This window comes from Streptococcus symci, assembly GCF_006385165.1.
Taxonomy (GTDB): Bacteria; Bacillota; Bacilli; order Lactobacillales; family Streptococcaceae; genus Streptococcus; species Streptococcus symci.
Genome location: NZ_VFJA01000001.1, coordinates 899,526 through 925,820 on the forward strand (window position 1 = coordinate 899,526; position 26,295 = coordinate 925,820).

Sequence of the window (26,295 nt, forward strand, 5' to 3'; positions counted from 1 at the left end):
TTTCCGAATATTTTCCCATTATATCAGAAAAAGTAAAAAAAGGCAAATTTTTATATTTTCGTGTAAGAAAATGTGACATCTATAATTCTGGTTTTGTCTTGAATCACACAACAGAAGTGCTATAATAAAGTTATATCATATAGTAAAAGAGGATAAAGTTATGAAAGACAAAAGAATCTTAAAAGACTTTGAAACTTCTAAAATGAGTTTAAACATTTACACAAGCCCCTTGTTAGCCTTTGCTTTTGTCTTTATAGGAGAGTTTGTGGCTTATACTTTATATGGTATTAGTTTGTTAGCTCTCATCGGACTTGCTAGAAATTTTGGAGAGGCTGGTCAAGCTTTTGCAATCTACTTGCAGACCTTGCAGCAGAGCTTGATGGATAAAACAGGTGATTTTCGTTTAATTTTAGAATTGCTGGCCTTTGGTTTTATTCTCAACACTGTGTTCAGATGGACTAGAAAAGTTGAGAAAAGACCTATTCGAACTTTGGGATTTTATAGAGAGAATTTCCTCAGCAATCTCTTTAAAGGATTTGGCCTAGGCCTGGCACTTTTTCTTCTGACCTTGTTAGGTTTAGTGGCCTTGGGGCAATATCGTTTTGAGTCTATTCACTTAAATCCTTATTCGCTTGCCTTTGTTGTCTTTACTATTCCATTTTGGATTTTACAGGGGACAGCAGAAGAAGTGGTGTCCCGTGCTTGGCTCCTTCCCCAATTGGCCTCAAGAACTAATCTAAAACTTGCTGTTCTTATATCTAGCCTATTCTTTACCCTGCTTCATGTGGGAAATTCTGGTCTCACACCTCTATCTCTAGTGAATCTCTTTTTATTCGGAGCTACAATGTCACTTTACCTTCTCAAAACTGATACAGTTTGGGGTATTGCAGGTATTCATGGGGCCTGGAATTTTGCTCAAGGAAATCTCTTTGGGATTTTAGTTAGTGGTCAGCAGTCAGGAACGTCTTTGATGACCTTTTTACCACAAGGCGATCAAGGCTGGCTATCAGGTGGTTCTTTTGGGATAGAAGGATCTATCATGACAAGTCTGGTTTTGTTACTCCTGATTGTCTATCTCGCTTATCAATTAAAGAAAGAAAATGAAAGGATGTGACTTCGGTCCGTCCTTTTCTTCGTGAAAATGCTACAAGTATGCTAAAATAGGAATAGCACATTGAGAGAGGATTCTTATGATTAACCGCATTACAGATAATCAATTTAAACTAGTATCAAAATATCAACCATCAGGAGATCAACCCCAAGCTATCGAGCAGTTGGTAGATAATATCGAGGGTGGAGAAAAAGCTCAGATTCTGATGGGGGCGACTGGAACAGGGAAGACCTATACCATGAGTCAAGTTATTTCCAAAGTCAATAAACCCACTCTGGTCATTGCTCACAATAAGACGCTTGCTGGCCAGCTCTATGGAGAGTTCAAGGAATTTTTCCCTGAAAATGCAGTTGAGTACTTTGTGTCTTACTATGATTATTACCAGCCAGAAGCTTATGTCCCTTCTAGCGACACCTATATTGAAAAGGATAGTTCTGTCAATGACGAGATTGACAAGCTCCGCCACTCAGCGACTTCGGCCCTTTTGGAGCGTAATGATGTTATTGTCGTGGCCTCAGTCTCTTGTATCTATGGTTTGGGTTCGCCCAAGGAATACGCTGATAGTGTCGTCAGTCTCCGTCCAGGTCTTGAGATTTCTCGTGATAAACTCTTGAATGACTTGGTTGATATTCAGTTTGAGCGCAATGATATTGATTTCCAACGGGGAAGATTTCGTGTGCGTGGGGATGTGGTGGAGATTTTCCCAGCTTCCCGTGATGAGCATGCCTTTCGAGTAGAATTTTTTGGAGACGAAATTGATCGTATTCGTGAAGTGGAAGCTTTGACAGGTCAGGTCTTGGGAGAAGTGGACCATTTGGCGATTTTTCCAGCTACTCACTTTGTGACCAATGACGACCATATGGAAGTTGCTATTGCCAAGATTCAAGCAGAATTAGAAGAGCAACTAGCTATCTTTGAAAAGGAAGGTAAATTGCTTGAAGCCCAACGTTTGAAACAGCGGACAGAGTATGATATCGAAATGCTGCGCGAGATGGGCTATACAAATGGGGTTGAAAACTATTCACGCCACATGGATGGTCGTAGCGAAGGTGAGCCTCCTTATACGCTCTTAGATTTCTTCCCAGATGATTTCTTGATCATGATTGATGAGAGCCACATGACCATGGGACAAATAAAAGGCATGTACAATGGAGACCGTTCGCGTAAGGAAATGCTGGTTAATTATGGTTTCCGTTTGCCGTCTGCTCTGGACAATCGTCCTCTCCGTCGTGAGGAGTTTGAAAGTCATGTGCATCAGATTGTTTATGTTTCAGCGACACCAGGTGACTATGAAAATGAACAGACTGAGACAGTGATTGAGCAAATCATTCGTCCAACGGGACTCTTGGATCCAGAGGTGGAAGTCCGTCCGACTATGGGACAGATTGATGATCTCTTAGGTGAAATTAATGCCCGTGTTGAGAAGAATGAGCGTACCTTTATCACCACCTTGACCAAGAAAATGGCAGAGGACTTAACTGACTACTTCAAGGAAATGGGCATCAAGGTCAAGTACATGCACTCGGATATCAAGACCTTGGAACGGACGGAGATTATCCGTGATCTGCGCTTGGGTGTCTTTGATGTCTTGGTCGGAATTAACCTGCTCCGTGAAGGGATTGACGTACCTGAAGTGAGTCTCGTAGCCATTCTTGATGCTGACAAAGAAGGTTTCCTTCGTAACGAACGTGGACTCATCCAGACCATTGGTCGTGCTGCTCGTAATAGTGAGGGACATGTCATTATGTATGCGGACACTGTGACCCAGTCTATGCAACGTGCCATCGATGAAACTGCCCGCCGTCGGAAAATCCAGATGGCCTATAATGAAGAACATGGTATCGTTCCACAAACCATTAAGAAAGAAATCCGTGACCTGATTGCCGTGACCAAGGCAGTTGCTAAGGAAGAAGACAAGGAAGTTGACATCAATAGCCTCAACAAACAAGAGCGCAAAGAACTTGTCAAGAAACTAGAAAAACAAATGCAAGAAGCCGTCGAAGTGCTTGACTTTGAACTGGCTGCTCAGATCCGTGATATGATGCTGGAAGTCAAGGCGTTGGATTGAGGAAAAATAGATTATAAAGCTGCTTAACTAGGAGGAAAAAGTAATGAAAAAAGCCTTGACTTTGAATTTCACTTTTATAGCAATTATTATTTCAGCCTGTTTTCTAAGTTTTGTAGTGATTTTAGTAGTTAACTTTCATAATACTTTTTCTGGACCAAATCAAAAGGATATTGAGGTGGCAGCAAGCAGAACACTGAATTTATATGGCTTTAAAGGTGAAGTGAAGGTGACGAAGTTTTCCAGACATAGATGGCCTTCTGAAGATTATGAAATTGAATACGATTACACTGAAGAGGTTAATGGTAGGAAAATCACTGTAAGTGACAGTTTAATTTATTTTCCTAAATCTCCAGGAAACTCTAAACGGACGAGTGAAGAACTAGCCTACGATGGAACTATCAAAACGATGTTAAATCAATTTTCACATATAACAAATCAGCTACTCAACCAGAATCCTGTAAGTGTTTCTAACAAAGAAAAAGTAGAGAGTTTTTTCAAGCAATATGAAAATCCCAATTTGGAATTCGTAAATAGCTACTGGAATGTCGATGAGAGAGCAGAGAATATTACAGAATATTATGATCTCATAGATAAGAATCGTAAGGAGGGGAAACCTTTTCAAGGTTTATATGATCTCCCTATTGATGAATTTCTGGAAAATGGAATTATTAAAGGTCATGTTATCTATAAAGATATTGTGTTAGAAGAAGGATACAAGGATTATTTTAATGGTGAAGGTGGTCTGACAGAGTTTATCGAAAATGGAATAGATAGCGCAGACCTTGCAGACGCATTTTATGAAATCTCTTATTATTACGCCGGAAAAAGTGGGAAAAGTTATCGTTCTGGTAGCAAGACAACTTTAAAAATTCAAAATCATAAAATGAAGGATTATGGAATTAATAATGACTAAAAACTTTTTCATTAAGTATTTTAGTTCGATATTAATAATGGATTTGGAACAACATACAGTCCATCGATTATTGAAGTATAAACATGAAAAGAAAAGGAGTCATCCATTTTGAAACACTTAACTTTATTTAGAATAGTCTATCTGATTTTACTAGGATTTGTCCTTATCGATTTTTGCCTATCAATATTTGGTTTATCGTTTACTCCCATTCTTTGGGATAGTTGGCTTTTCCTTTTAGTGATTACTCTTTTTATTCGTTTTTGTAGACATCTGGTAATTCTAGACCTTCTCTTTGGAATATTTGGAATACCATTCATTCCCATTATATTTAAAACAGGACAATTTGTACCAGTTATTTTGGTTATCGCGCATATTCTTAGTTATTGTTTCAAGGAACGATACCGTATTTTTGATGGAATCCGTAGTACTATTTGTAGTTTATATATATGGATATTTATGTTTGTTATTTTTGCCTTTATGCCACAAATCCCTATTCCAATAACACTTGATTTTGAAGTTCAGGAACAAGAAATTGTCATTAAAAAAGGATATTTGCTTCATGAAGTAAATGATTACCACGAACGAATTAATCCCTTCATTATGAAGTCTGAAGTTAGCCATGAAAAAGTTATCTAATTTAGAAAGCGAGTAAATTTATGTCCCGTTCCCAATTAACAATTTTAACAAACATTTGTCTGATTGAAGACATAGAAACCCAGCGCGTGGTTATGCAGTACCGTGCTCCTGAAACCAATCGTTGGTCAGGTTATGCCTTTCCAGGAGGCCATGTAGAAAACGGCGAGTCTTTCGCAGAGTCTGTCATTCGTGAAATCTATGAAGAAACAGGGTTGACTATCCAAAATCCGCAATTGGTCGGCATTAAAAATTGGCCTCTGGATACAGGTGGGCGCTATATTGTCGTTTGTTATAAGGCGACTGAGTTCTCTGGTAGCCTTCGCTCTTCAGATGAAGGAGAAGTTTCTTGGGTGCAAAAAGACCAGATTCCAAACTTGGATCTGGCCTATGATATGTTACCCTTGATGGAGATGATGGAAGCTCCTGACAAATCTGAATTTTTCTACCCTCGCCGTACAGAAGACGATTGGGAAAAGAAAATTTTCTAATCCTTTACTAAATAACCTAGCTGATCCAAGGCCTCCTCGATATAGTGGAGGTCTTGTTGTGTTTCGGCTTCGACTAGGTGGTAATGGATGCCATCTGTCAATTCAGACAGAGGTCTAAAATCTGAATGCTCGACTTGTTCTAGAAAATGTTGCACATCTCTGCGACAAGACAGTTTCAGCAAGGTTTCAATTTCTCCATAGACGGGATGGTCAATCAGAGTGTTTTGAACACGTCCACCATTATCAACGATAGCAAGGAGTTCTTGACCGATTTCTTCAACTTCATGTTTCACTTTGAAAAGTTTGTGAACATAAGGATTGGTTTCAATTTGCTTATAGACGTAGCCACGATTGGTGGATAGGATAGGAGCGCCATCGGCTCTCAAAATTGCAATGTCCTGTACAATGACCTGACGTGTGACATGAAAATGTTCCGCCAAACTTTGGCCATTAAGGGCTTTAGGAGCTTCTTTCAAGAGTTGGAGCAGGGCTTGTTTGCGATCTTTTGTCATAGCTTTCCCTTTAACGGCGTTTTCGAAGCACTTTATAGACAGCTAGTGCTAATGTATAGTCTACCATACTATGGATAATTGTGCCAAATCCAACTAGCACAAATAGAACATAAAACATATTTTCTACATTGGTACCAGAAGTTGCGTAAAAAACGACACAGGCCAATACTTCAGCAAGGGCATGGATAAGCGCTAAAACAAAGTTAAAAATCCAGGAAGATTTTGGTTTATCTAGTGTATCGGGGAATTTTTGTAGGTAAAGAGCTCCCAATGTTCCAAAAAAGATATGGGAAAAAGCTCGAAATACGATAACCATGGGATAGCCAGCCATCAAAAATCCAAAACTTGAGGCTAGAATGACAAAAACAGCCATCAAGGGCGACAAGAACATGGCAATAAAAATAGCGATGTGACTCCCCAAAGTGTAAGAAGCAGGTGGAATGACTATCTTAAAAGGCATAACAATTGGAATCAAAATTGCAATAGCTGTTAAGAGGGCAGTCATTGTCATAAATTGTGTCTTTTTCCGTGTATTCATAAGAATCTCCTTTTTAACTGTATATACACTAGTATAGTACAACAAACAAGACAATAAAGCAAGGATTTACTTAGGCGTATAAGTCATTTTTTAGTTAAAGGCTAGTAAACATTTCACTAAAAACACAAAATACATCAAATAAAATCTCCACCTTCAAGTATGAAAGCGGAGATTGTTTTTATTTCTTTAAAGTTTGTAGTCTTGGAACAATGGCTAGGGTTAGAACTGCGGAAATGACTAATTCAGCAATCGAATTTGTAGAGATAACAGTTGCTAGGAGTTTTTGGATATTACCATCAAAAACATTTCCAAAAAGGTAGAAAATTCCACCAAGGACAAAGACTGTGTTGGTAAGTGAACCAAGGGCACCAGCTAAAATAAGACCAGTTTTATTTTTCATCAGTTTATAAACTAGATACGGAGTTAAACCAATCAAAATACGTGGGACGATGGCAATGATAGCTGAATAGATGTTTCCGTTTGGGACGAATGGTGAGAAGAGGTAGCTTGTCGGTAGAATCGTAATTGTATTAACCGTCAAACTAAGTAACCCCATCAAAAATCCAAGTGTAACTCCAACTCGTGGACCGTAAATAATGCTGGCGATAATGACAGGAATGTGAACAATGGTCGGTTTGATTGGGAATGGAAAAAGGTTAAAGATAAGTGAGCTCAGAAAATGAATCACGAGCATGGTTGCAAAAAAGATAGCAATGGGTGCAATATTAGAGCGTTTTTTCATCGAGAGTTTCCTTTATTCTTTCTAAAATAATTGTGAGGTCAGCTAAAGCTCCTCGTCCATGGTCTCCGCAAGCTAGTAGGGATTCTTTTGGAGCAATCAGCTGATAGCAGTAGCTTTCTAATGTTTTCAGATTAGCCTGAGTTGCCGGATGGTCATACATTTTTGTATTCATTGCTGGTGCGATGAGTTTGGGAATATGACTTGGCAAGGCTAGAGCAGTACTGGTCACCATATTGTCCGCAAAACCGTGGGCTAGTTTTGCAATAGTATTAGCAGTTGCAGGGGCTACGATAAATAAATCTGCTTTTTTTCCAAGTTCAATATGATTAATCTGATCAGGATAGGGTTCCTTCATGACATCCAAGTGGACAGGATTCTGTGATAAGACCTGTAGTGTCAAAGGTTGGATAAACTCTGTAGCAGCCTGAGTCATTAAGACAGTGACTTGATGGCCTTGTTTTTTTAGAGAACTGACTAAATCTGCCGACTTGTAAGAGGCAATTGAGCCCGTTACAGCCAAGAGAATATGTGCCATAGCTTTCCTTTCTATGAATGATATGCTTGAATCTTTTCAAGGAGGAGTTTTGCAATTTCTTCTTTAGTCTGGACTGTTTGAAGATGATCTTTCTCAACAAAGATTGCGCGGTGCTGAACTGCTGAGATTTGAGTGAGATCATTCGCAATGATTAAGTCAGCTTGGTTCTTGATAAGACTTTTTCTAGCAATGTCAACCAGATGGTCTTCGGAAACATCAACCAGCAGTTTGAAACCAATCAGATGAATAGCAGGATTCCATTCCTTGACTAGAGAGATGATTTTGGGTGTCTTTTTTAGGAACAAAACCTGAACCTCGTCAGTTGAAGAAATCTTAGTCTGATGATTCTGCTTGTTTAAAAATTCTTCCAGATTGGAACTAGCCTGAACTTCCTCAAGACTTGTCATATAAACAGGAGTGTAGTCAGACACAGCCATTGAGTGAATCAAGACATGACAATCCTTAATACGTTCTTGCATTTCCAGTAGAAGGTCGTTTGTATTGGTAATTTCTAGAATGCTTAGGTTGGGGTGTGCTTCTGGCTTCACAGCTCGTTTTGTCGTCATTAAACAAACTTCATGCCCCGCAGTAAGCAGGGTTTCTGTGATGATTTTCCCCAAGCGACCCGTAGAATGGTTAGTGATAGAGCGGACGCTATCGATAGCTTCACTGGTACCGCCCGAAGTAACTAAAATTTTCATAGCACTATTGTACACAAAAATAAACGGTAAGTAAAATGAAAGTGATAAATTTTTGGTAAAAGGAAAGAATATAGTTTCAAACTATAAAGCCATATAAAATTTAAGAAAGGACTCTAAAAACCTTAAAAATAGGGATATTTACGAACGTTTAGAGAGTTTTAGGATGTTAAAAATCTTGTTTTGTGTTATAATGAATTATCATATAAGAGGTTAGAGGAGTTTTGAATGAAAACAGATATTGAAATCGCACAGAGTATTGAGTTGAAGCCAATTGTTGATGTTGTAGAGAAACTTGGTATTTCCTACGACGATTTGGAGTTGTACGGAAAGTACAAGGCTAAGCTCAGCTTTGATAAAATTCGTGCAGTTGAGAGTAATCCAGTTGGGAAATTGATCTTGGTTACCGCCATTAATCCAACGCCAGCAGGTGAAGGAAAATCAACCATTACCATTGGTCTTGCGGATGCCTTGAACAAGATTGGCAAGAAAACCATGATTGCTATTCGCGAACCATCTCTTGGTCCAGTAATGGGAATTAAGGGTGGTGCGGCAGGTGGTGGTTATGCCCAAGTTCTGCCAATGGAAGATATCAACCTCCACTTTACAGGGGACATGCATGCCATTACAACTGCCAACAATGCTCTTTCTGCCTTGATTGACAACCACTTGCACCAAGGGAATGAGTTGGGAATCGACCAACGTCGTATCCTCTGGAAACGCGTTGTGGACTTGAATGATCGCGCCCTTCGTCATGTGACAGTTGGACTTGGTGGTCCTCTAAACGGAATTCCACGTGAGGATGGTTTTGACATTACCGTCGCTTCTGAAATCATGGCTATTCTTTGCTTGGCAACAGACATCGAGGACTTGAAACGCCGTTTGACCAATATCGTTATCGGTTATCGCTATGACCGTACTCCTGTTTCTGTTGGTGATTTGCAGGTTGAAGGTGCTTTAGCATTGATCTTGAAGGACGCTATTAAGCCAAACTTGGTTCAGACAATTTACGGAACTCCTGCCTTTGTACACGGTGGTCCATTTGCCAATATTGCTCATGGATGTAATTCAGTTTTGGCAACAAGCACAGCCCTTCACTTGGCTGATTACACAGTTACTGAAGCTGGTTTTGGTGCAGACCTTGGTGCCGAGAAATTCCTTGATATTAAGACACCAAACTTGCCAACTTCTCCAGATGCAGTTGTTATTGTCGCAACCCTTCGTGCCCTTAAGATGAATGGTGGCGTAGCTAAAGACGCTCTCACAGAGGAAAACGTAGAAGCAGTTCGTGCAGGTTTTGCCAACTTGAAACGCCATGTTGAGAACATCCGTAAGTTTGGTATTCCAGCAGTTGTGGCTATTAACGAATTTGTTTCTGATACAGAAGCAGAAATCGCAGCCTTGAAAGAACTCTGTGCTTCAATCGATGTTCCAGTTGAGTTGGCTGGTGTCTGGGCTGATGGCGCAGAAGGTGGAGTAGCACTTGCTGAAACGGTTGTTAAGACTATCGCTGAAAACCCATCTAACTATAAACGTTTGTATGACAATGACCTTTCTGTCCAAGAAAAGATTGAAAAGATTGTTACTGAAATCTACCGTGGTAGTAAAGTGAACTTTGAGAAGAAAGCTCAAACACAAATTGCTCAAATTGTTCAAAACGGTTGGGACAAATTGCCAATCTGTATGGCAAAAACTCAATATAGTTTCTCAGATAATCCAAATGCACTTGGAGCACCTGAAAACTTTGAAATTACCATTCGCGAATTGGTGCCAAAATTAGGTGCAGGCTTCATCGTTGCCTTAACTGGAGATGTCATGACCATGCCAGGACTTCCAAAACGACCAGCAGCTCTCAACATGGATGTTGAAAGCGATGGAACAGTATTAGGCTTGTTCTAGTATATTGCAATTGACTTTAAATGAGTTTGGAAATAATATCCAAGCTCATTTTTTATCTAGATATAAGAAGTTGCCTTCAGCTGATGAGAGAGTTGTTTACTAGTCGTAACCAGTCTAGGTAAAGATATTTTCCCTGAATTCTGATATAATAGAAATATTGACTTCAAGAGTAAGGAATAAAAGATGAACGCATTATTAAATGGAATGAATGACCGTCAGGCTGAGGCGGTGCAAACGACAGAAGGTCCCTTGTTAATCATGGCAGGGGCTGGTTCTGGGAAGACCCGAGTTTTGACCCATCGCATTGCTTATCTGATTGATGAAAAGCTGGTCAATCCTTGGAATATCTTGGCTATTACCTTTACTAATAAGGCTGCGCGTGAGATGAAAGAGCGTGCTTATAACCTTAATCCAGCCACTCAGGACTGTCTGATTGCGACCTTCCACTCCATGTGTGTGCGTATTTTGCGTCGTGATGCGGATCATATTGGCTACAACCGTAATTTTACTATTGTGGATCCTGGTGAACAGCGAACGCTCATGAAACGCATTCTCAAACAGTTGAACTTGGATCCTAAAAAATGGAATGAGCGGAGCATCTTAGGAACTATTTCCAATGCTAAGAATGATTTGATTGATGATGTTACCTATGCTGCCCAAGCCGGAGATATGTACACGCAAATCGTGGCCCAGTGTTACACTGCTTACCAAAAAGAATTGCGTCAGTCTGAGTCGGTTGACTTTGATGATTTGATTATGCTGACCTTGCGTCTCTTTGATCAAAATCCTGATGTTTTGACTTATTACCAGCAGAAATTTCAATACATCCATGTTGATGAGTACCAAGATACCAACCATGCTCAGTACCAACTGGTCAAACTCTTGGCTTCGCGCTTTAAAAACATCTGTGTGGTTGGGGATGCGGACCAGTCTATTTACGGTTGGCGTGGTGCTGATATGCAGAATATTTTGGATTTCGAGAAAGATTATCCCCAAGCCAAGGTTGTTTTGTTGGAGGAGAATTATCGTTCAACCAAAACCATTCTCCAAGCGGCCAACGAGGTCATTCAAAACAATAAAAATCGCCGTCCTAAGAATCTCTGGACTCAAAACGCTGATGGGGAACAAATCGTTTACTATCGTGCCAATGATGAGCTAGATGAAGCTGTATTTGTAGCTAGAACTATCGATGAACTTGGTCGGAGTCAAAACTTCCTTCACAAGGATTTTGCAGTTCTCTATCGGACTAATGCGCAGTCCCGTACTATTGAGGAAGCCTTGCTCAAGTCAAACATTCCTTATACCATGGTTGGAGGGACCAAGTTCTACAGCCGTAAGGAAATTCGCGATATTATCGCTTACCTCAACCTCATTGCCAATTTGAGTGACAATATCAGTTTTGAGCGTATTATCAACGAACCGAAACGCGGAATTGGGCCAGGTACAGTTGAGAAAATCCGTGACTTTGCGAATATGCAAGACATGTCCATGCTAGATGCTTCAGCCAATATTATGTTGTCTGGTATCAAGGGTAAAGCAGCCCAGTCTATCTGGGATTTTGCCAATATGATTCTGGATTTGCGGGAGCAGTTGGACCAGTTAAGTATTACTGAGTTGGTTGAGTCCGTACTAGAAAAAACAGGTTATGTCGATATTCTTAATGCCCAAGCAACTCTGGAAAGTAAGGCTCGTGTTGAAAATATCGAAGAGTTTCTTTCTGTTACGAAGAACTTTGATGACACCTCTGATGTATCAGAAGAGGAAACTGGTCTGGATAAACTGAGTCGTTTCTTAAATGATTTGGCCTTAATTGCAGACACAGATTCAGGTAGTCAGGAGACATCAGAAGTGACCCTGATGACCCTGCATGCTGCCAAAGGTCTCGAGTTTCCAGTTGTCTTTTTGATTGGGATGGAAGAAAATGTCTTTCCACTTAGTCGTGCGGCTGAAGATCAAGATGAATTGGAAGAAGAGCGCCGTCTAGCCTATGTAGGTATCACGCGTGCAGAGAAAATTCTCTATCTGACAAATGCCAACTCGCGCCTGCTTTTTGGTCGTACCAACTACAACCGTCCGACTCGTTTTATTAATGAAATTAGTTCAGACTTGCTTGAGTATCAAGGATTGGCCCGTCCAGCAAATACAAGCTTTAAGGCGTCTTATAGTAGTGGTGGCCTTACCTTTGGTCAAGGAATGAGTTTGGCTCAAGCTCTTCAAGACCGTAAACGCAGTGCTGCCCCAAAATCTATCCAGTCAAGCGGTCTCCCATTTGGTCAATTTACAGCTGGTGCAAAATCAGCGTCTAGTGAGGCAATTTGGTCTATTGGTGATATTGCCCTCCACAAGAAGTGGGGGGAGGGAACCGTTCTGGAAGTTTCAGGTAGCGGTGCTACGCAGGAATTGAAAATCAATTTCCCAGAAGTTGGCCTGAAAAAACTTTTAGCCAGTGTGGCTCCAATTGAGAAAAAAATCTAATTTTCCATCCTTCTCACGAATAATAAAGTGAGGAGGATTTTTATGTACAGTATTTCATTCCAAGAAGATTCATTATTGCCAAGAGAGAGATTGGCCAAGGAAGGAGTAGAAGCGCTCAGTAATCAAGAGTTGCTAGCTATTTTACTCAGGACAGGAACACGTCAAGCTAGCGTTTTTGAAATTGCCCAGAAAGTCTTGAGCAATCTTTCAAGCTTAACGGATTTGAAAAAAATGACCCTGCAGGAATTGCAGAGTCTATCTGGTATCGGGCGAGTTAAGGCTATAGAATTGCAAGCTATGATTGAACTGGGGCATCGTATTCACAAACACGAGACCCTTGAGATGGAAAGTATTCTCAGCAGTCAAAAGTTGGCCAAGAAGATGCAACAGGAATTAGGGGATAAAAAACAAGAGCACCTGGTGGCGCTCTATCTCAATACTCAAAATCAAATCATCCATCAACAGACCATTTTTATCGGTTCTGCCACTCGCAGTATTGCTGAGCCACGAGAGATCCTTCACTATGCTATCAAGCATATGGCGACTTCTATCATATTGGTTCACAATCATCCTTCAGGAGCGGTAGCCCCCAGTCGAAATGATGATCATGTCACTAAACTTGTTAAAGAAGCCTGCGACCTGATGGGGATTGTCCTCTTGGACCATTTGATTGTCTCATATTCTAGTTACTTTAGTTACCGTGAAAAAACAGATTTAATCTAAAGTTCATTAACGACATAGTCAAAGAGGTTTTTATCTTTGGGACGATTTTCAAAAAGAAACTCTGGATGCCATTGGACACCGAGAAAGGCAACATCATCCGTACTTATGACAGCTTCAATGATACCATCCTTAGGATCATGAGCCGCAATCTTTAAATTTGGTGCTAAATCCTTGATACTCTGGTGGTGGAAGGAGTTGATATGGGAGATTTCTCCATAGATTTCTCGGAGAACAGTATCTGGTTCTGTCACCAAGCGTTGGGTTGTGTACTCAGCAGAAGAATCCTGCCAGTGGTCTTCTATATCTTGATACAGAGTACCACCCATGGCAACGTTAAAGAGCTGAGTACCACGGCAGACAGAAAAAATTGGCTTTTTCTGTTTAATAGCTTCCTTGATGAGGGCCAGTTCGAAAATATCTCTTTGAAGGTGGTAGTCATCGCTATCAATGGTTTTTGGTTCACCATAGAATTTTGGATCAACATTTTGTCCACCTGTCAAGATGAGCTTGTCAATCATACTGATATAGTGGCAGGCCATTTCTTGATTACCAATCGGTAGGATGATGGGAATCCCTCCAGCGTCTTTAACGCCTTCAACAAATCCTTTTGCTGCGTAGCTCATCATGATGTCATCATCAGGATGAGTTTTTTCGTTTCCTGTAATCCCTATAACTGGTTTTTTCATAAAATGATGTTCGCTTTCTAATCCTCTTTTCGCATGAAATAGAGGAGAGTTTGGAGTTCACTTGTCAAATCGACATACTGAACGACCACATCTTTTGGTAAATGCAGATGGACTGGTGAAAAACTAAGAATTCCTTTCACGCCAGCATCCACCAAGAGATTAGCGACCTCTTGTGACTTAACGCTGGGAACGGTCAGGATAGCAGTCTTGACATCAGCATCCTTGATTTTATCCTTGATTTGAGAAATTCCGTAAATGGGAATCCCATCAGGAGTTTGGCTACCGACTTCAGGATGGTCATCCAGGTCAAAGGCCATGATAATCTTCATCTTGTTACGCTCATGAAAGCGGTAGTGGAGAAGGGCATGGCCCATATTTCCAATACCAACCAGCATGACATTGGTGATGGAGTTATCATTAAGCAAATCGGCAAAAAACGTCATGAGTTTTTTGACATCATAGCCAAAGCCACGACGACCAAGTTCACCAAAATAGGAAAAATCACGACGTACGGTCGCTGAATCAATACCGATAGCCTCTGCAATTTGCTTAGAGTTGGCACGTTCAATCTTTTCTGCATGAAATCTCTTAAAAATTCGATAGTAGAGAGAGAGTCTTTTCGCTGTAGCTTTTGGAATAGCAGACTGTTTATCTTTCACAAAATCACAACCTTTCTATTCTTCTATTTTATAGAAACATTGTGAAAAAATCAACAAAAACAAGAAAAAACTAAGAAAAATCTTAGTTTTGATGTAAAAAATCTGCATGTGATAGAAAACGGTAGAGGTCTCCGACCAGTCCTTGGTAAATTTCCCGCCCTTTAAAGGTCAAAGAAGTTACATAAAGTGTATCTGGCAGAGTCACACATCCTGACAGAGCAAGCATGAGAGCCTCGTAATCCTCATACTTGAGAGTCCGCTCTACATGATAGCTGTCTTTATAGGTCAGTTCAAACATATGGGACCTATCTTTCCGATTTTGTAAAGACACCACGTTCTACCAAGCTATCCATGAGGAAGTAGAATTTTTCCTGATGAATGTGGTGGTCTTCTGATTTGAAAATATCAACTAGACGTAGCCCAAACTTGTCAGTGATATTGATTTTAGCACCTGTAAGTTCCTTGTTAATGATGATTTTGAGTTGGAATCCCTCACCGCTGTTCGGAACTTTTTCCAAAAGGCGAGTCAGTTCATAGTTACCAACCTTAGTCTCAAAAAAGGTGTTGTCCTTAAGGGTGAATTTTTTAACAGAAGGGCTAAGAGTGTAGTCGTAACGACAATTTTTTAACTGAATGGTTTTTTCAAATGCCATATGGCTAACCTCCGATAATTTCTTTTAAGGTTTTTGCGAGGGTATGTAGGTCTTCAACAGTATTTTCTGGCGACAAACTGATACGAACGGATTCCTTCAAGCGTTCTGAATTTGCCCCGTACATGGCTTCAAGAACATGGCTGGATTGTACAATGCCTGCAGTACAGGCTGAACCAGTAGAGATAGAAATTCCAGCCAAATCTAGACGAAGGAGTAAGAGGTCATTTTTTTGGCCAGGAAATCCAATATTGAGAACATAGGGGAGATGGTGTTCGCCTCTATTAAGGTAATACTGAACTCCCTCTAGTTCTGCAAGGAAGGTAGTTTCTAAATTTTGTACATGTTGAAAATGTTCTACTTGCTTTTCTAGGTCCTCTTTTAGGGCTGCAACCATGCCTACGATGGCAGCTAAATTTTCAGTTCCTGCACGTTTTTTCTGTTCTTGGTCTCCGCCATGAAGATAGGAATCAAAGTCCATGCTAGATGCGTAGAGAAAGCCGATTCCCTTAGGACCATGGAATTTGTGGGCAGAAGCAGTGAGAAAATCAATGCCCAATTCTTCGGGGTGAATTGGTATTTTACCAATAGCTTGAACTGCATCAACATGATAGGCGGCAGGATGTTGCTTGAGTATTTGGCCAATTTCAGCAATGGGAAGTAAGTTTCCTGTCTCATTATTGGCAAACATGGTAGAAACCAAAATCGTATCGTCACGTAAAGCCTTTTGAATTTGTTGGGCTGTTATTTCTTGATTTTCTGGTTGGATAATGGTTGCTTCAAAACCAAAGTGTTGAACCAAGTAATCAATGGTTTCAAGGACGGCATGGTGCTCAATAGCAGTTGTGATGATATGTTTTCCTTGTTCTTGGTGACGAAGGCAGTAGCCAATGATGGCAGTATTGTTTCCTTCAGTCCCACCAGAAGTGAAAAAGATATGTTGAGGTTTTGTCCCCAGTAACTGGGCTAGTTCCTGACGGACTTCGCGTAAGAGCTTGCCAGCTTGACGGCCATGCCCATGAATACTAGAAGGATTTCCATGGGTTTCTTGCATAACCTTGGTCATAGCTGAAATAGCAACTGCTGACATGGGAGTCGTTGCAGCATTGTCCAAATAAATCAAAGAATCACCTTATTTCTTTTTGTTGTAGGCAAAGAGTGGGCTGACTGGTTTTCTTTCGTGGATACGGACGATGGCATCACCAATTAACTCACTAGCAGTGATGTAGCATACGTTTTTAGGAGTTTTTTCTTTTGTTGCTACTGAATCAGTCACAAGAATTTCCTTAATATTAGTATTGTCAAGAAGTTCAGCAGCTCCTTCAACGAAGAGACCATGACTAGAAACAGCATAAATTTCTGTAGCCCCTTCACGTTCAACGATTTTAGCAGCTTCAGAGAAGGTGCGTCCTGTATTAAGAATATCATCAATCAAGATGGCTTTCTTACCTTCAACATCACCGATAATATAACCTTCGTTGCGAGTTGCATCGTCCTGAGGGTAATCGATAATGGCGATAGGAGCATCAAGATATTCAGCCAAGCTACGGGCACGTTTTACACCTGAATTTTTAGGGCTAACAACAACAACATCTGAGCCAAGTAAGCCCTTATCGCAATAATGTTTTGCAAATAGGGGAACTGTGAAGAGGTTATCAACAGGAATATCAAAGAATCCTTGAACTTGAACGGCATGCAAATCAAGCGTAAGGATACGATCGACACCAGCCTTAACCAGCATATTAGCAACTAGTTTAGCTGTAAGTGGCTCACGAGGTGAAGCGATGCGGTCTTGACGTGCATAGCCAAAATATGGAAGAACAACGTTGATGCTGTGGGCACTTGCACGAACACAAGCATCAACCATGATTAACAATTCCATTAGGTGGTTGTTAACAGGGAAACTTGTTGATTGGATGATGTACACATCATAACCACGGACACTTTCTTCAATATTCACTTGGATTTCTCCGTCTGAAAATTGACGTGATGATAGTTTTCCAAGTGGGACACCAACAGCTTGAGCAATTTTCTGTGCAATCTCTTGGTTAGAGTTGAGTGCGAAAAGTTTCATGTTTTTTCTATCTGACATTATAGACCGTCCTCTGTAAACTTTTTAAATCCTAGCCATATCTGCCTAGCCTATATGAACTGGGATTCTTGTATTTTATTTTTTCTATTTTACCAAAAAATGGAGATTATTTCAGCTATTTTTCATGCTTTTGACAAATCGGACCAATTTTGAGGGAGCTTTTTGATAAGCAATCTGATTTTCCTCTAAAAATTGCTGGAAATCTTGTTTCCCTTGCTCGTGATTTTCCACTTCAAGCTCTAATTCGTAATCTGTAATATCAAAGTACTGACTTTCATCTAGCGCCATGAGACCAATAGCTGTTTGCATTTCATAGCGAAGTGTCGTTAGACAACCCAGAATCTGCCATTCACTTGTTTTAATACCATGTTTCGCCAATTCATCCAGTACTAGCCCTTGAGGAAGTTCTTTCTTGCTCAAATAGTTTTCAGCATCTTTTAGTTGCAATTTTTGGTTGTATTCCATGTTTCCAACACTTTGTGGGACTTTAAGTGTCAATTCTGCCCAGTCTTCAAAGGTTCGAATGCGCATAGCAACTTTCTTTTCTCGCAGTTCAAAATCAGGAGTGTCGATGTAGTAATTTTTTTGAAGAACAGGAGTGACGTCTGTGAACTGGTCTTTTAGACGATTGTATTCATCTTTTTTCAAGAGTGTTTTCAATTCAATTTCTAAATGTTTCAATTTTCTTACCTTTTCTTTGTCTATGAAAGCGGATTATATGATATAATAGCTTTGTATTTATTGTATATGAATCTGGAGAAAAAATCAAAGATATTTTTGAAGGATAATATGGGAACAAGGGAGAATATATGACCTTAGAATGGGAAGAATTTCTAGATCCTTACATTCAAGCTGTTGGTGAGTTAAAGATTAAACTACGTGGTATTCGTAAGCAATATCGTAAGCAAAATAAGCATTCTCCGATTGAGTTTGTGACTGGTCGAGTCAAGCCGATTGAGAGCATCAAGGAAAAAATGGCTCGACGTGGTATTACTTATGCGACATTAGAACACGATTTACAGGATATTGCTGGTTTACGTGTGATGGTCCAGTTTGTAGATGACGTCCAAGAAGTTGTGGCTATTTTGCGCAAGCGTCAGGATATGCGGATCGTACAAGAGCGAGATTACATTACTCATCGAAAGGCTTCAGGCTACCGTTCCTATCATGTGGTAGTAGAATATATGGTTGACACTATCAATGGAGCCAAGACCATTTTAGCAGAAATTCAAATTCGTACTTTGGCTATGAATTTCTGGGCAACGATAGAACATTCTCTCAACTACAAGTACCAAGGGGATTTCCCAGAGGAAATTAAAAAGAGACTGGAAATTACTGCCAAAATTGCTCATCAGTTGGATGAAGAAATGGGTAAAATTCGAGATGATATCCAGGAAGCCCAGGCACTTTTTGATCCTTTGAGTAGAAAATTAAATGATGGTGTAGGAAACAGTGACGATACAGATGAAGAATACAGGTAAACGAATTGACCTGATAGCTAATAGAAAACCGCAGAGTCAAAGGGTTTTGTATGAATTGCGAGATCGTTTGAAGAGAAATCAGTTTATACTCAATGATACCAATCCGGATATTGTCATCTCCATTGGTGGGGATGGCATGCTCTTGTCGGCCTTTCATAAGTACGAAAATCAGCTTGACAAGGTCCGCTTCATTGGTGTTCATACTGGACATTTGGGCTTCTATACGGACTACCGTGATTTTGAGTTGGACAAGCTAGTGACTAATTTGCAGTTAGATACTGGTGCAAGAGTCTCTTACCCTGTTCTGAATGTGAAGGTTTTTCTTGAAAATGGTGAAGTGAAGGTTTTTAGAGCACTAAATGAAGCCAGTATCCGCAGGTCTGATCGAACCATGGTGGCGGATGTTGTGATTAACGGCGTCCACTTTGAACGTTTTCGTGGAGATGGGCTAACAGTTTCGACACCGACTGGTAGTACAGCCTATAACAAGTCGCTTGGTGGAGCTGTTTTACACCCAACCATTGAAGCTTTGCAATTAACGGAAATTGCTAGCCTTAACAATCGTGTCTATCGAACCTTGGGTTCATCTATTATTGTTCCTAAGAAGGATAAGATTGAACTCATTCCAACGAGAAACGATTACCATACCATTTCGGTTGACAATAGCGTTTATTCTTTCCGCAATATTGAGCGAATTGAGTATCAAATTGATCATCATAAGATTCACTTTGTCGCATCACCTAGCCACACCAGTTTCTGGAATCGTGTTAAGGACGCTTTTATCGGCGAGGTGGAGGAATGAGGTTTGAATTTATCGCTGATGAACATGTCAAGGTCAAGACTTTCTTAAAAAAGCACGAGGTTTCAAAGGGGCTTCTGGCCAAGATTAAGTTTCGAGGTGGAGCTATTCTAGTCAATGACCAAATGCAAAATGCAACCTATCTATTGGATATTGGAGACCACGTTACCATTGATATTCCCGCTGAGGAAGGTTTTGAAACTCTGGAAGCTATCGAGCGTCCACTGGATATTCTCTATGAGGATGACCATTTTCTAGTCTTAAATAAACCCTATGGAGTGGCTTCTATTCCTAGTGTCAACCACTCTAATACCATTGCCAATTTTATCAAGGGTTACTACGTCAAGCAAGACTATGAAAATCAGCAGGTTCACATTGTAACTAGACTTGATAGAGATACTTCTGGCTTGATGCTCTTTGCTAAGCACGGCTATGCCCATGCACGATTAGACAAGCAGTTGCAGAAGAAGTCCATTGAAAAACGCTACTTTGCTTTGGTTAAAGGCGATGGACACTTGGAGTCAGAGGGGGAAATTATTGCTCCGATTGCGCGTGATGAAGACTCCATTATCACCAGAAGAGTGGCTAAAGGTGGAAAGTATGCCCATACTTCCTACAAGATTGTAGCATCTTATGAGAATATTCATTTGGTCGACATTCGCCTTCATACTGGACGAACCCACCAAATCCGAGTCCATTTTTCTCATATTGGTTTCCCTTTATTGGGCGATGACTTGTACGGAGGTAGTCTGGATGACGGCATTCAACGTCAGGCCCTGCATTGCCATTACCTATCTTTTTATCATCCATTTTTAGAGCAAGACTTGCAGTTAGAAAATCCCTTGCCGGATGATTTTAGCAACCTTATTACCCAGTTATCAACTAATACTCTATAAAAACAGTTTCAGAGTATAATTATTATCTTAAAGGAGAAAACTCATGGAAGTTTTTGAAAGTCTCAAAGCCAACTTGGTTGGTAAAAATGCTCGTATCGTTCTCCCTGAAGGGGAAGAACCTCGTATTCTTCAAGCGACTAAACGCCTGGTAAAAGAAACAGAAGTGGTTCCTGTTTTGCTTGGAAATCCTGAAAAAATTAAAATTTATCTTGAAATTGAAGGTATTGAGGACGGTTATGAAGTCATCGACCCTCAACACTACGATAAATTTGAAGAAATGGTTGCTGCCTTGGTAGAACGTCGCAAGGGCAAAATGTCTGAAGAAGATGCACGCAAGGTTTTGGTTGAAGATGTCAACTATTTTGGTGTTATGTTAGTATACCTGGGCTTGGTTGATGGAATGGTGTCAGGAGCGATTCACTCAACTGCTTCAACAGTTCGTCCAGCTCTTCAAATCATCAAAACTCGTCCAAATGTTACTCGTACTTCAGGTGCCTTCCTCATGGTTCGTGGTACGGAACGTTACCTATTTGGTGACTGTGCCATCAACATCAATCCAGATGCAGAAGCCTTGGCTGAAATTGCCATCAACTCAGCAATCACAGCTAAGATGTTTGGCATCGAACCTAAAATTGCTATGCTAAGCTATTCTACTAAAGGGTCAGGTTTTGGTGAAAGTGTTGATAAGGTTGTTGAAGCCACTAAAATTGCTCACGACTTGCGTCCTGACCTTGAAATCGATGGGGAATTGCAATTTGATGCTGCCTTCGTTCCAGAAACTGCAGCTCTGAAAGCTCCTGGAAGTACGGTTGCTGGTCAAGCAAATGTCTTCATCTTCCCAGGTATCGAGGCAGGAAATATCGGATACAAGATGGCTGAACGCCTTGGTGGCTTTGCGGCTGTTGGACCTGTTTTGCAAGGTTTGAACAAGCCAGTTAACGACCTTTCTCGTGGATGTAATGCTGATGATGTTTACAAGTTGACCCTTATCACAGCAGCCCAAGCAGTTCATCAATAAGATTTAGTCCTCTTTCCCTTGGGAAGAGGCTTTTTATACTCAATGAAAATCAAAGAGCAAACTAGGAAACTAGCCGCAGGCTGTACTTGAGTACGGCAAGGCGACGTTGACGTGGTTTGAATTTGATTTTCGAAGAGTATTAATACTAGGAAAAGGACAGTTAGAACCTTCTGTGTTATACTAGAGATATGTTAGATTTGAAAGAATACGGTATCGTCATGTGGCCAGAGGGGAGGATTGTTTCTTTTCGTAAGAAACTTCTCACTTGGTATGATGAAAACAAACGAGATTTACCTTGGAGGAGAAGTAGAAACCCTTATCATATCTGGGTATCTGAAATCATGCTCCAGCAGACCAGAGTGGATACAGTTATCCCTTACTACGAACGATTCTTGGACTGGTTTCCAACAGTGGAAAGTTTGGCAACAGCGCCTGAGGAGCGTTTACTGAAGGCTTGGGAAGGTTTGGGTTATTATTCTCGAGTTCGTAATATGCAGGCTGCGGCTCAGCAGATTATGGCTGACTTTGGTGGTCAATTTCCAAATACCTATGAAGGAGTTTCCAGCTTGAAAGGGATTGGTCCTTACACAGCAGGAGCGATATCCAGTATTGCTTTTAACTTACCTGAGCCAGCTGTAGATGGAAATGTCATGCGAGTTTTGGCGCGTCTGTTCGAAGTCAATCACGATATTGGGATTCCAAGTAATCGAAAAATTTTTCAGGCGATGATGGAAATCTTGATTGATCCAGAGCGTCCGGGTGACTTTAATCAAGCTTTGATGGACTTGGGATCTGATATTGAGGCGCCTGTAAATCCCAGACCAGAAGAAAGCCCAGTTAAGGACTTTAGTGCGGCATATCAGAATGGCACAATGGACCGTTATCCAATCAAGGCTCCCAAGAAAAAGCCAGTTCCCATTTATCTAAAAGCCCTAGTTGTGAAAAATACTCAGGGACAATTTTTACTTGAAAAAAATGAAAGTGAAAAGCTCTTGGCAGGTTTTTGGCATTTCCCCTTGATAGAAGTTGATAACTTTTCGCAAGAAGAGCAGTTTGACCTCTTTCATCAGGTTGCAGAAGAAAATGTGAACTTTGGTCCCAGTCCAGAAGAGAGTTTCCAGCAGGACTATGACCTAGATGTTGATTGGCTTGATGTTTATTTTGAAATGGTTAAGCATGTCTTTAGTCATCGCAAGTGGCATGTTCAAATTGTAGCAGGTCAGGTGACTGACTTTCATAACTTTTCCGATAGGGAAGTTCGCTGGTTTTCACCAGAAGAGTTCAAGGATGTTCCACTTGCCAAACCCCAACAAAAAATCTGGCAGGCTTATGCACAAGCCAAGTTAGACAGTAGCAAAGACTAGCTATTGTGTTTTCTTGTTATTTTTTTGATATAATAGTAGAGAAAAAGGTGAACAAATGAAAAAAATATTAATTGTAGATGATGAAAAACCAATCTCGGATATTATCAAGTTTAATATGACCAAGGAAGGTTACGAGGTTGTAACTGCTTTTAATGGTCGTGAAGCGCTAGAGCAATATGAAGCAGAGCAACCAGATATTATTATTTTGGATTTGATGCTTCCAGAAATTGATGGTTTAGAAGTTGCTAAGACTATTCGCAAGACTAGTAGTGTACCTATTATCATGCTTTCAGCTAAAGACAGTGAATTTGATAAGGTTATCGGTTTAGAGCTTGGTGCAGATGACTATGTAACCAAACCCTTCTCAAATCGTGAGTTGCAGGCACGTGTTAAAGCTCTTCTTCGTCGCACGGACTTGGCTTCTGTAGATAATCAAGAGTCAGATGAAAAGAAAACCCAACCCTTGCAAATTGGGGACTTGGAGATTGTGCCAGATGCTTATGTGGCTAAGAAATACGGTGAAGAACTAGACTTAACCCACCGTGAATTTGAGCTTTTGTATCACTTGGCTTCTCATATTGGTCAAGTGATTACCCGTGAACACTTGCTTGAAACGGTCTGGGGTTATGATTATTTCGGAGATGTTCGAACTGTTGACGTAACTATCAGACGTTTGCGTGAGAAGATTGAAGATACACCAAGTCGTCCAGAGTATATCCTAACACGTCGCGGTGTTGGTTATTATATGAGAAATAATGATTGAATTTATTAGAAAAAATATTCTTACTAGTGATTTTATCTTCATTTTAATTTTATTGGGTTTTATCTTGATTGTTACATTGCTTTTGCTAGAAAATCGGCGAGATAATATTCGGTTGAAGCAAATTAATCAAAAGGTGAAAGACCTGATTGCAGGAGACTATTCTCAGGTATTGGATATGCAGGGAAGCTCTGAAATCACTAATATTACCAATAATCTCAATGATTTATCAGAAGTAATCCGTTTGACTCAAGAAAATCTGGAACAAGAGAGTAAACGATTACATAGTATCCTCTCTTATATGACGGACGGAGTCCTTGCGACCAATCGTCGTGGCAAGATTACCATGATTAATGACATGGCTAAGAAACAGTTAGGTGTTCAGAAAGAAGATGTTCTAAACAAAAGTATCCTAGAATTGCTTGAGATTGAAGATGAGTATGAACTTCGTGATTTGATTACCCAAGTTCCTGAGCTTATGATTGATTCTCAGGATGCCAATGGTGAATATCTGAGCCTTCGTGTACGTTTTGCCTTGGTTCGTCGAGAGTCTGGCTTTATCTCAGGTTTGGTTGCAGTTTTGCATGATACGACGGAGCAGGAGAAGGAAGAACGGGAACGGAGACTCTTTGTTTCCAACGTTAGTCATGAGCTACGAACGCCTCTGACTAGCGTAAAATCCTATCTTGAAGCCTTGGATGAGGGAGCCTTGTCAGAACCTGTCGCTCCAGACTTTATCAAGGTGTCTCTAGACGAGACCAACCGTATGATGCGAATGGTGACAGATCTTCTCCATCTTTCACGTATTGATAATGCAACCAGTCATCTAGATGTCGAACTGATTAACTTCACAGCCTTTATTACCTTTATTCTTAACCGTTTTGATAAGATGAGGGGATCAGATGAAGAGAAGAAATACGAATTGGTTAGAGATTATCCGATTACGTCTGTCTGGATTGAAATTGATACAGACAAAATGACACAAGTGATTGATAATATTCTTAACAATGCCATTAAGTATTCACCAGATGGTGGGAAAATCACAGTGACCATGAAGACAACTGATGATCAGATGATTTTATCTATCTCAGACCAAGGTTTGGGTATTCCTAAGCAGGATTTACCACGTATTTTTGACCGTTTTTATCGTGTGGATCGTGCCAGAAGTCGTGCTCAAGGTGGAACAGGATTGGGACTGTCTATTGCTAAAGAAATTATCAAACAACATAAGGGCTTTATTTGGGCTAAGAGTGAATACGGTAAGGGATCAACCTTCACTATTGTGCTCCCTTATGATAAGGATGCAGTGAAAGAAGAAGTATGGGAGGACGAAGTAGAAGACTAGAATGAGTGAAACAGGCTTTAAATACAGTATTTTAGCGTCGGGTTCCAGTGGAAATTCCTTTTATCTGGAAACCCCAAAAAAGAAGCTTTTAGTGGATGCAGGCTTGTCTGGTAAGAAAATTACCAGCCTACTTGCTGAAATTAACCGTAAACCCGAGGACCTGGATGCCATCTTGATTACACATGAGCATTCAGACCATATCCACGGAGTGGGAGTTTTGGCTCGCAAGTATGGTATGGATCTTTATGCCAATGAAAAGACCTGGCAAGCAATGGAAAATAGCAAGTATCTCGGCAAGGTGGATTCTTCGCAAAAGCATATCTTTGAAATGGGCAAAACCAAAACATTTGGAGATATTGATATTGAGAGTTTTGGAGTTAGCCATGATGCAGTTGCACCTCAGTTCTATCGCTTTATGAAGGATGATAAGAGTTTTGTCATGCTGACTGATACAGGTTATGTTAGTGACCGTATGGCAGGGATTGTCGAGAATGCAGATGGCTATCTTATCGAGTCCAACCATGATGTAGAGATTTTGCGAGCAGGTTCTTACGCTTGGCGACTCAAACAACGAATCCTATCGGATCTCGGTCACCTTTCTAACGAGGACGGTGCCGAAGCTATGATTCGTACCATGGGAAACCGCACTAAGAAAATCTACCTCGGGCATTTATCTAAGGAGAACAATATCAAGGAACTGGCTCATATGACCATGGTCAATCAGCTAGCACAAGCTGATCTGGGAGTTGGAGTAGATTTTAAGGTATATGATACCTCACCAGATACTGCAACACCATTGACAGATATATAAAAAAGAAGGCGAGGGCCTTCTTTTTTATATCTTTTACAATTCAGCGAAATCTTTGATTTCTTGTGCTGACATTGAAGAGTCGCAACGGACATTGATTTGTCCATCTGCAATGTGAACGAAGCCTGGTACAGTTGGAATTCCATAGCGTGAGCGGAATTCTTGTAACTCATTGAGTTGGCTTGGTTCTTCACTGTTGATGAAGTAGATGTGAGCTTTGGTTTCAGCTACGACACCTGCCAAGGTACCAGCAAATTTACGGCAGTAAGGGCAAGTTTTGCGACCGATAAAGAAGGTTGCAGTTTCTTTTTTATCAAGAGCTTCTTGTGCACGCGCAACTGTAGTGACTTCAAGGTCTTTGATGTTATCTAAAAATTGTTCCATGAGATTACCTCGCTT

The 26,295-nt window shown here is 40.5% G+C and carries 29 protein-coding genes; 16 read left to right on the plus strand and 13 right to left on the minus strand.

All coding sequences use genetic code 11. The features are described from left to right. Positions 1 to 160: 160 nt before the first annotated feature. From FJN11_RS04350 to FJN11_RS04370, 5 genes are all read left to right on the plus strand, one after another. A complete protein-coding gene (locus tag FJN11_RS04350; RefSeq protein ID WP_140224155.1) occupies positions 161 to 1,114 on the plus strand; it encodes a CPBP family intramembrane glutamic endopeptidase in 954 nt (317 codons plus the stop codon). Positions 1,115 to 1,190: 76 nt separating this feature from the next. Then, a complete protein-coding gene (gene uvrB / locus FJN11_RS04355) occupies positions 1,191 to 3,179 on the plus strand; it encodes an excinuclease ABC subunit UvrB (protein WP_023933623.1) in 1,989 nt (662 codons plus the stop codon). 43 nt (positions 3,180 to 3,222) lie between these two features. Continuing rightward, positions 3,223 to 4,092, plus strand: a complete 870-nt coding sequence (locus FJN11_RS04360) for a hypothetical protein (RefSeq protein WP_140224156.1) — start codon at positions 3,223 to 3,225, stop codon at positions 4,090 to 4,092. A gap of 108 nt (positions 4,093 to 4,200) precedes the next feature. Beyond that, positions 4,201 to 4,728, plus strand: coding sequence for a hypothetical protein (locus FJN11_RS04365; RefSeq protein ID WP_049491716.1), 528 nt, complete (start codon positions 4,201 to 4,203; stop codon positions 4,726 to 4,728). 20 nt (positions 4,729 to 4,748) lie between these two features. After that, positions 4,749 to 5,216, plus strand: coding sequence for an 8-oxo-dGTP diphosphatase (locus FJN11_RS04370; protein ID WP_049552393.1), 468 nt, complete (start codon positions 4,749 to 4,751; stop codon positions 5,214 to 5,216). Here the strand turns inward: FJN11_RS04370 and FJN11_RS04375 are convergent. The 5 genes from FJN11_RS04375 to coaB all read right to left on the minus strand — a co-directional run bounded on the left by FJN11_RS04375 (position 5,213) and on the right by coaB (position 8,244). Then, on the minus strand, positions 5,213 to 5,728 hold the full coding sequence (locus tag FJN11_RS04375) for a transcription repressor NadR (protein WP_049509367.1): 516 nt from the start codon (positions 5,726 to 5,728) through the stop codon (positions 5,213 to 5,215). The genes FJN11_RS04370 and FJN11_RS04375 overlap by 4 nt on opposite strands. A 10-nt stretch (positions 5,729 to 5,738) precedes the next feature. Continuing rightward, positions 5,739 to 6,266: an ECF transporter S component gene (locus FJN11_RS04380; protein WP_001097396.1), complete on the minus strand. Its 528-nt coding sequence runs from the start codon at positions 6,264 to 6,266 to the stop codon at positions 5,739 to 5,741. 178 nt (positions 6,267 to 6,444) lie between these two features. After that, positions 6,445 to 7,008 carry an ECF transporter S component gene (locus FJN11_RS04385; protein ID WP_000747412.1) on the minus strand — a complete coding sequence of 188 codons (564 nt, stop codon included), beginning with the start codon at positions 7,006 to 7,008 and terminating at the stop codon, positions 6,445 to 6,447. Then, positions 6,992 to 7,543, minus strand: coding sequence for a phosphopantothenoylcysteine decarboxylase (gene coaC / locus FJN11_RS04390; protein WP_140224157.1), 552 nt, complete (start codon positions 7,541 to 7,543; stop codon positions 6,992 to 6,994). Before coaC ends, FJN11_RS04385 begins: the two co-directional genes overlap by 17 nt. Before the next feature lie 11 nt (positions 7,544 to 7,554). Further along, on the minus strand, positions 7,555 to 8,244 hold the full coding sequence (gene coaB / locus FJN11_RS04395) for a phosphopantothenate--cysteine ligase (RefSeq protein ID WP_140224158.1): 690 nt from the start codon (positions 8,242 to 8,244) through the stop codon (positions 7,555 to 7,557). Positions 8,245 to 8,469: 225 nt separating this feature from the next. Here coaB and FJN11_RS04400 point away from each other — a divergent pair, with 225 nt between their 5' ends. The 3 genes from FJN11_RS04400 to radC all read left to right on the plus strand — a co-directional run bounded on the left by FJN11_RS04400 (position 8,470) and on the right by radC (position 13,338). Further along, complete coding sequence (locus tag FJN11_RS04400) at positions 8,470 to 10,140, plus strand: formate--tetrahydrofolate ligase (RefSeq protein ID WP_140224159.1); 1,671 nt, start codon at positions 8,470 to 8,472, stop codon at positions 10,138 to 10,140. A gap of 183 nt (positions 10,141 to 10,323) precedes the next feature. Then, complete coding sequence (gene pcrA / locus FJN11_RS04405) at positions 10,324 to 12,615, plus strand: DNA helicase PcrA (protein WP_140224160.1); 2,292 nt, start codon at positions 10,324 to 10,326, stop codon at positions 12,613 to 12,615. A 42-nt stretch (positions 12,616 to 12,657) separates the two neighbouring features. Continuing rightward, entirely contained in the window at positions 12,658 to 13,338 is a 681-nt protein-coding gene (radC, locus tag FJN11_RS04410) for a RadC family protein (protein ID WP_140224161.1), read from the plus strand. On the opposite strand, the gene FJN11_RS04415 is transcribed toward radC, so the two are convergent. The 7 genes from FJN11_RS04415 to FJN11_RS04445 form a co-directional block, all read right to left on the minus strand. Continuing rightward, entirely contained in the window at positions 13,335 to 14,024 is a 690-nt protein-coding gene (locus FJN11_RS04415; RefSeq protein ID WP_140224162.1) for a gamma-glutamyl-gamma-aminobutyrate hydrolase family protein, read from the minus strand. The two genes, radC and FJN11_RS04415, sit on opposite strands and share 4 nt — an antisense overlap. A 17-nt stretch (positions 14,025 to 14,041) precedes the next feature. Next, positions 14,042 to 14,683, minus strand: a complete 642-nt coding sequence (locus FJN11_RS04420) for a redox-sensing transcriptional repressor Rex (RefSeq protein ID WP_000653414.1) — start codon at positions 14,681 to 14,683, stop codon at positions 14,042 to 14,044. Between the two features lie 82 nt (positions 14,684 to 14,765). Then, positions 14,766 to 14,981 carry a DUF4649 family protein gene (locus FJN11_RS04425; protein WP_181146387.1) on the minus strand — a complete coding sequence of 72 codons (216 nt, stop codon included), beginning with the start codon at positions 14,979 to 14,981 and terminating at the stop codon, positions 14,766 to 14,768. A gap of 7 nt (positions 14,982 to 14,988) precedes the next feature. Then, positions 14,989 to 15,336, minus strand: coding sequence for a DUF1831 domain-containing protein (locus FJN11_RS04430; RefSeq protein WP_000863540.1), 348 nt, complete (start codon positions 15,334 to 15,336; stop codon positions 14,989 to 14,991). A gap of 4 nt (positions 15,337 to 15,340) precedes the next feature. Beyond that, positions 15,341 to 16,456, minus strand: coding sequence for a cysteine desulfurase family protein (locus FJN11_RS04435; protein WP_140224164.1), 1,116 nt, complete (start codon positions 16,454 to 16,456; stop codon positions 15,341 to 15,343). A 9-nt stretch (positions 16,457 to 16,465) separates the two neighbouring features. Further along, positions 16,466 to 17,425: a ribose-phosphate diphosphokinase gene (locus tag FJN11_RS04440; protein ID WP_001283818.1), complete on the minus strand. Its 960-nt coding sequence runs from the start codon at positions 17,423 to 17,425 to the stop codon at positions 16,466 to 16,468. 111 nt (positions 17,426 to 17,536) lie between these two features. Further along, entirely contained in the window at positions 17,537 to 18,106 is a 570-nt protein-coding gene (locus FJN11_RS04445; protein ID WP_140224165.1) for a CYTH domain-containing protein, read from the minus strand. Positions 18,107 to 18,234: 128 nt separating this feature from the next. Here FJN11_RS04445 and yjbM point away from each other — a divergent pair, with 128 nt between their 5' ends. The 8 genes from yjbM (at position 18,235) to FJN11_RS04490 (ending at position 25,899) form a co-directional block, all read left to right on the plus strand. Continuing rightward, positions 18,235 to 18,906 (plus strand): GTP diphosphokinase, encoded by a 672-nt coding sequence (gene yjbM, locus FJN11_RS04450; protein ID WP_033687049.1) that lies wholly within the window; start codon positions 18,235 to 18,237, stop codon positions 18,904 to 18,906. Beyond that, on the plus strand, positions 18,890 to 19,708 hold the full coding sequence (locus FJN11_RS04455; protein WP_140224166.1) for an NAD kinase: 819 nt from the start codon (positions 18,890 to 18,892) through the stop codon (positions 19,706 to 19,708). Before yjbM ends, FJN11_RS04455 begins: the two co-directional genes overlap by 17 nt. Then, entirely contained in the window at positions 19,705 to 20,601 is an 897-nt protein-coding gene (locus tag FJN11_RS04460) for an RluA family pseudouridine synthase (RefSeq protein ID WP_140224167.1), read from the plus strand. Before FJN11_RS04455 ends, FJN11_RS04460 begins: the two co-directional genes overlap by 4 nt. Positions 20,602 to 20,644: 43 nt before the next feature. After that, positions 20,645 to 21,619 (plus strand): phosphate acetyltransferase, encoded by a 975-nt coding sequence (gene pta, locus FJN11_RS04465; protein ID WP_140224168.1) that lies wholly within the window; start codon positions 20,645 to 20,647, stop codon positions 21,617 to 21,619. 188 nt (positions 21,620 to 21,807) lie between these two features. Then, a complete protein-coding gene (gene mutY / locus FJN11_RS04475; RefSeq protein ID WP_140224169.1) occupies positions 21,808 to 22,983 on the plus strand; it encodes an A/G-specific adenine glycosylase in 1,176 nt (391 codons plus the stop codon). Positions 22,984 to 23,038: 55 nt separating this feature from the next. Next, on the plus strand, positions 23,039 to 23,746 hold the full coding sequence (gene yycF, locus FJN11_RS04480) for a response regulator YycF (RefSeq protein WP_033685152.1): 708 nt from the start codon (positions 23,039 to 23,041) through the stop codon (positions 23,744 to 23,746). After that, positions 23,739 to 25,088: a cell wall metabolism sensor histidine kinase VicK gene (gene vicK / locus FJN11_RS04485; protein WP_042751232.1), complete on the plus strand. Its 1,350-nt coding sequence runs from the start codon at positions 23,739 to 23,741 to the stop codon at positions 25,086 to 25,088. The genes yycF and vicK overlap by 8 nt, the downstream gene beginning before the upstream one ends. Before the next feature lies 1 nt (position 25,089). Further along, on the plus strand, positions 25,090 to 25,899 hold the full coding sequence (locus tag FJN11_RS04490; protein ID WP_049552631.1) for an MBL fold metallo-hydrolase: 810 nt from the start codon (positions 25,090 to 25,092) through the stop codon (positions 25,897 to 25,899). Positions 25,900 to 25,932: 33 nt separating this feature from the next. Here the strand turns inward: FJN11_RS04490 and FJN11_RS04495 are convergent, their stop codons facing one another. Further along, positions 25,933 to 26,280, minus strand: coding sequence for a DUF6568 family protein (locus FJN11_RS04495; RefSeq protein ID WP_061589753.1), 348 nt, complete (start codon positions 26,278 to 26,280; stop codon positions 25,933 to 25,935). Between the last annotated feature and the right edge of the window lie 15 nt (positions 26,281 to 26,295).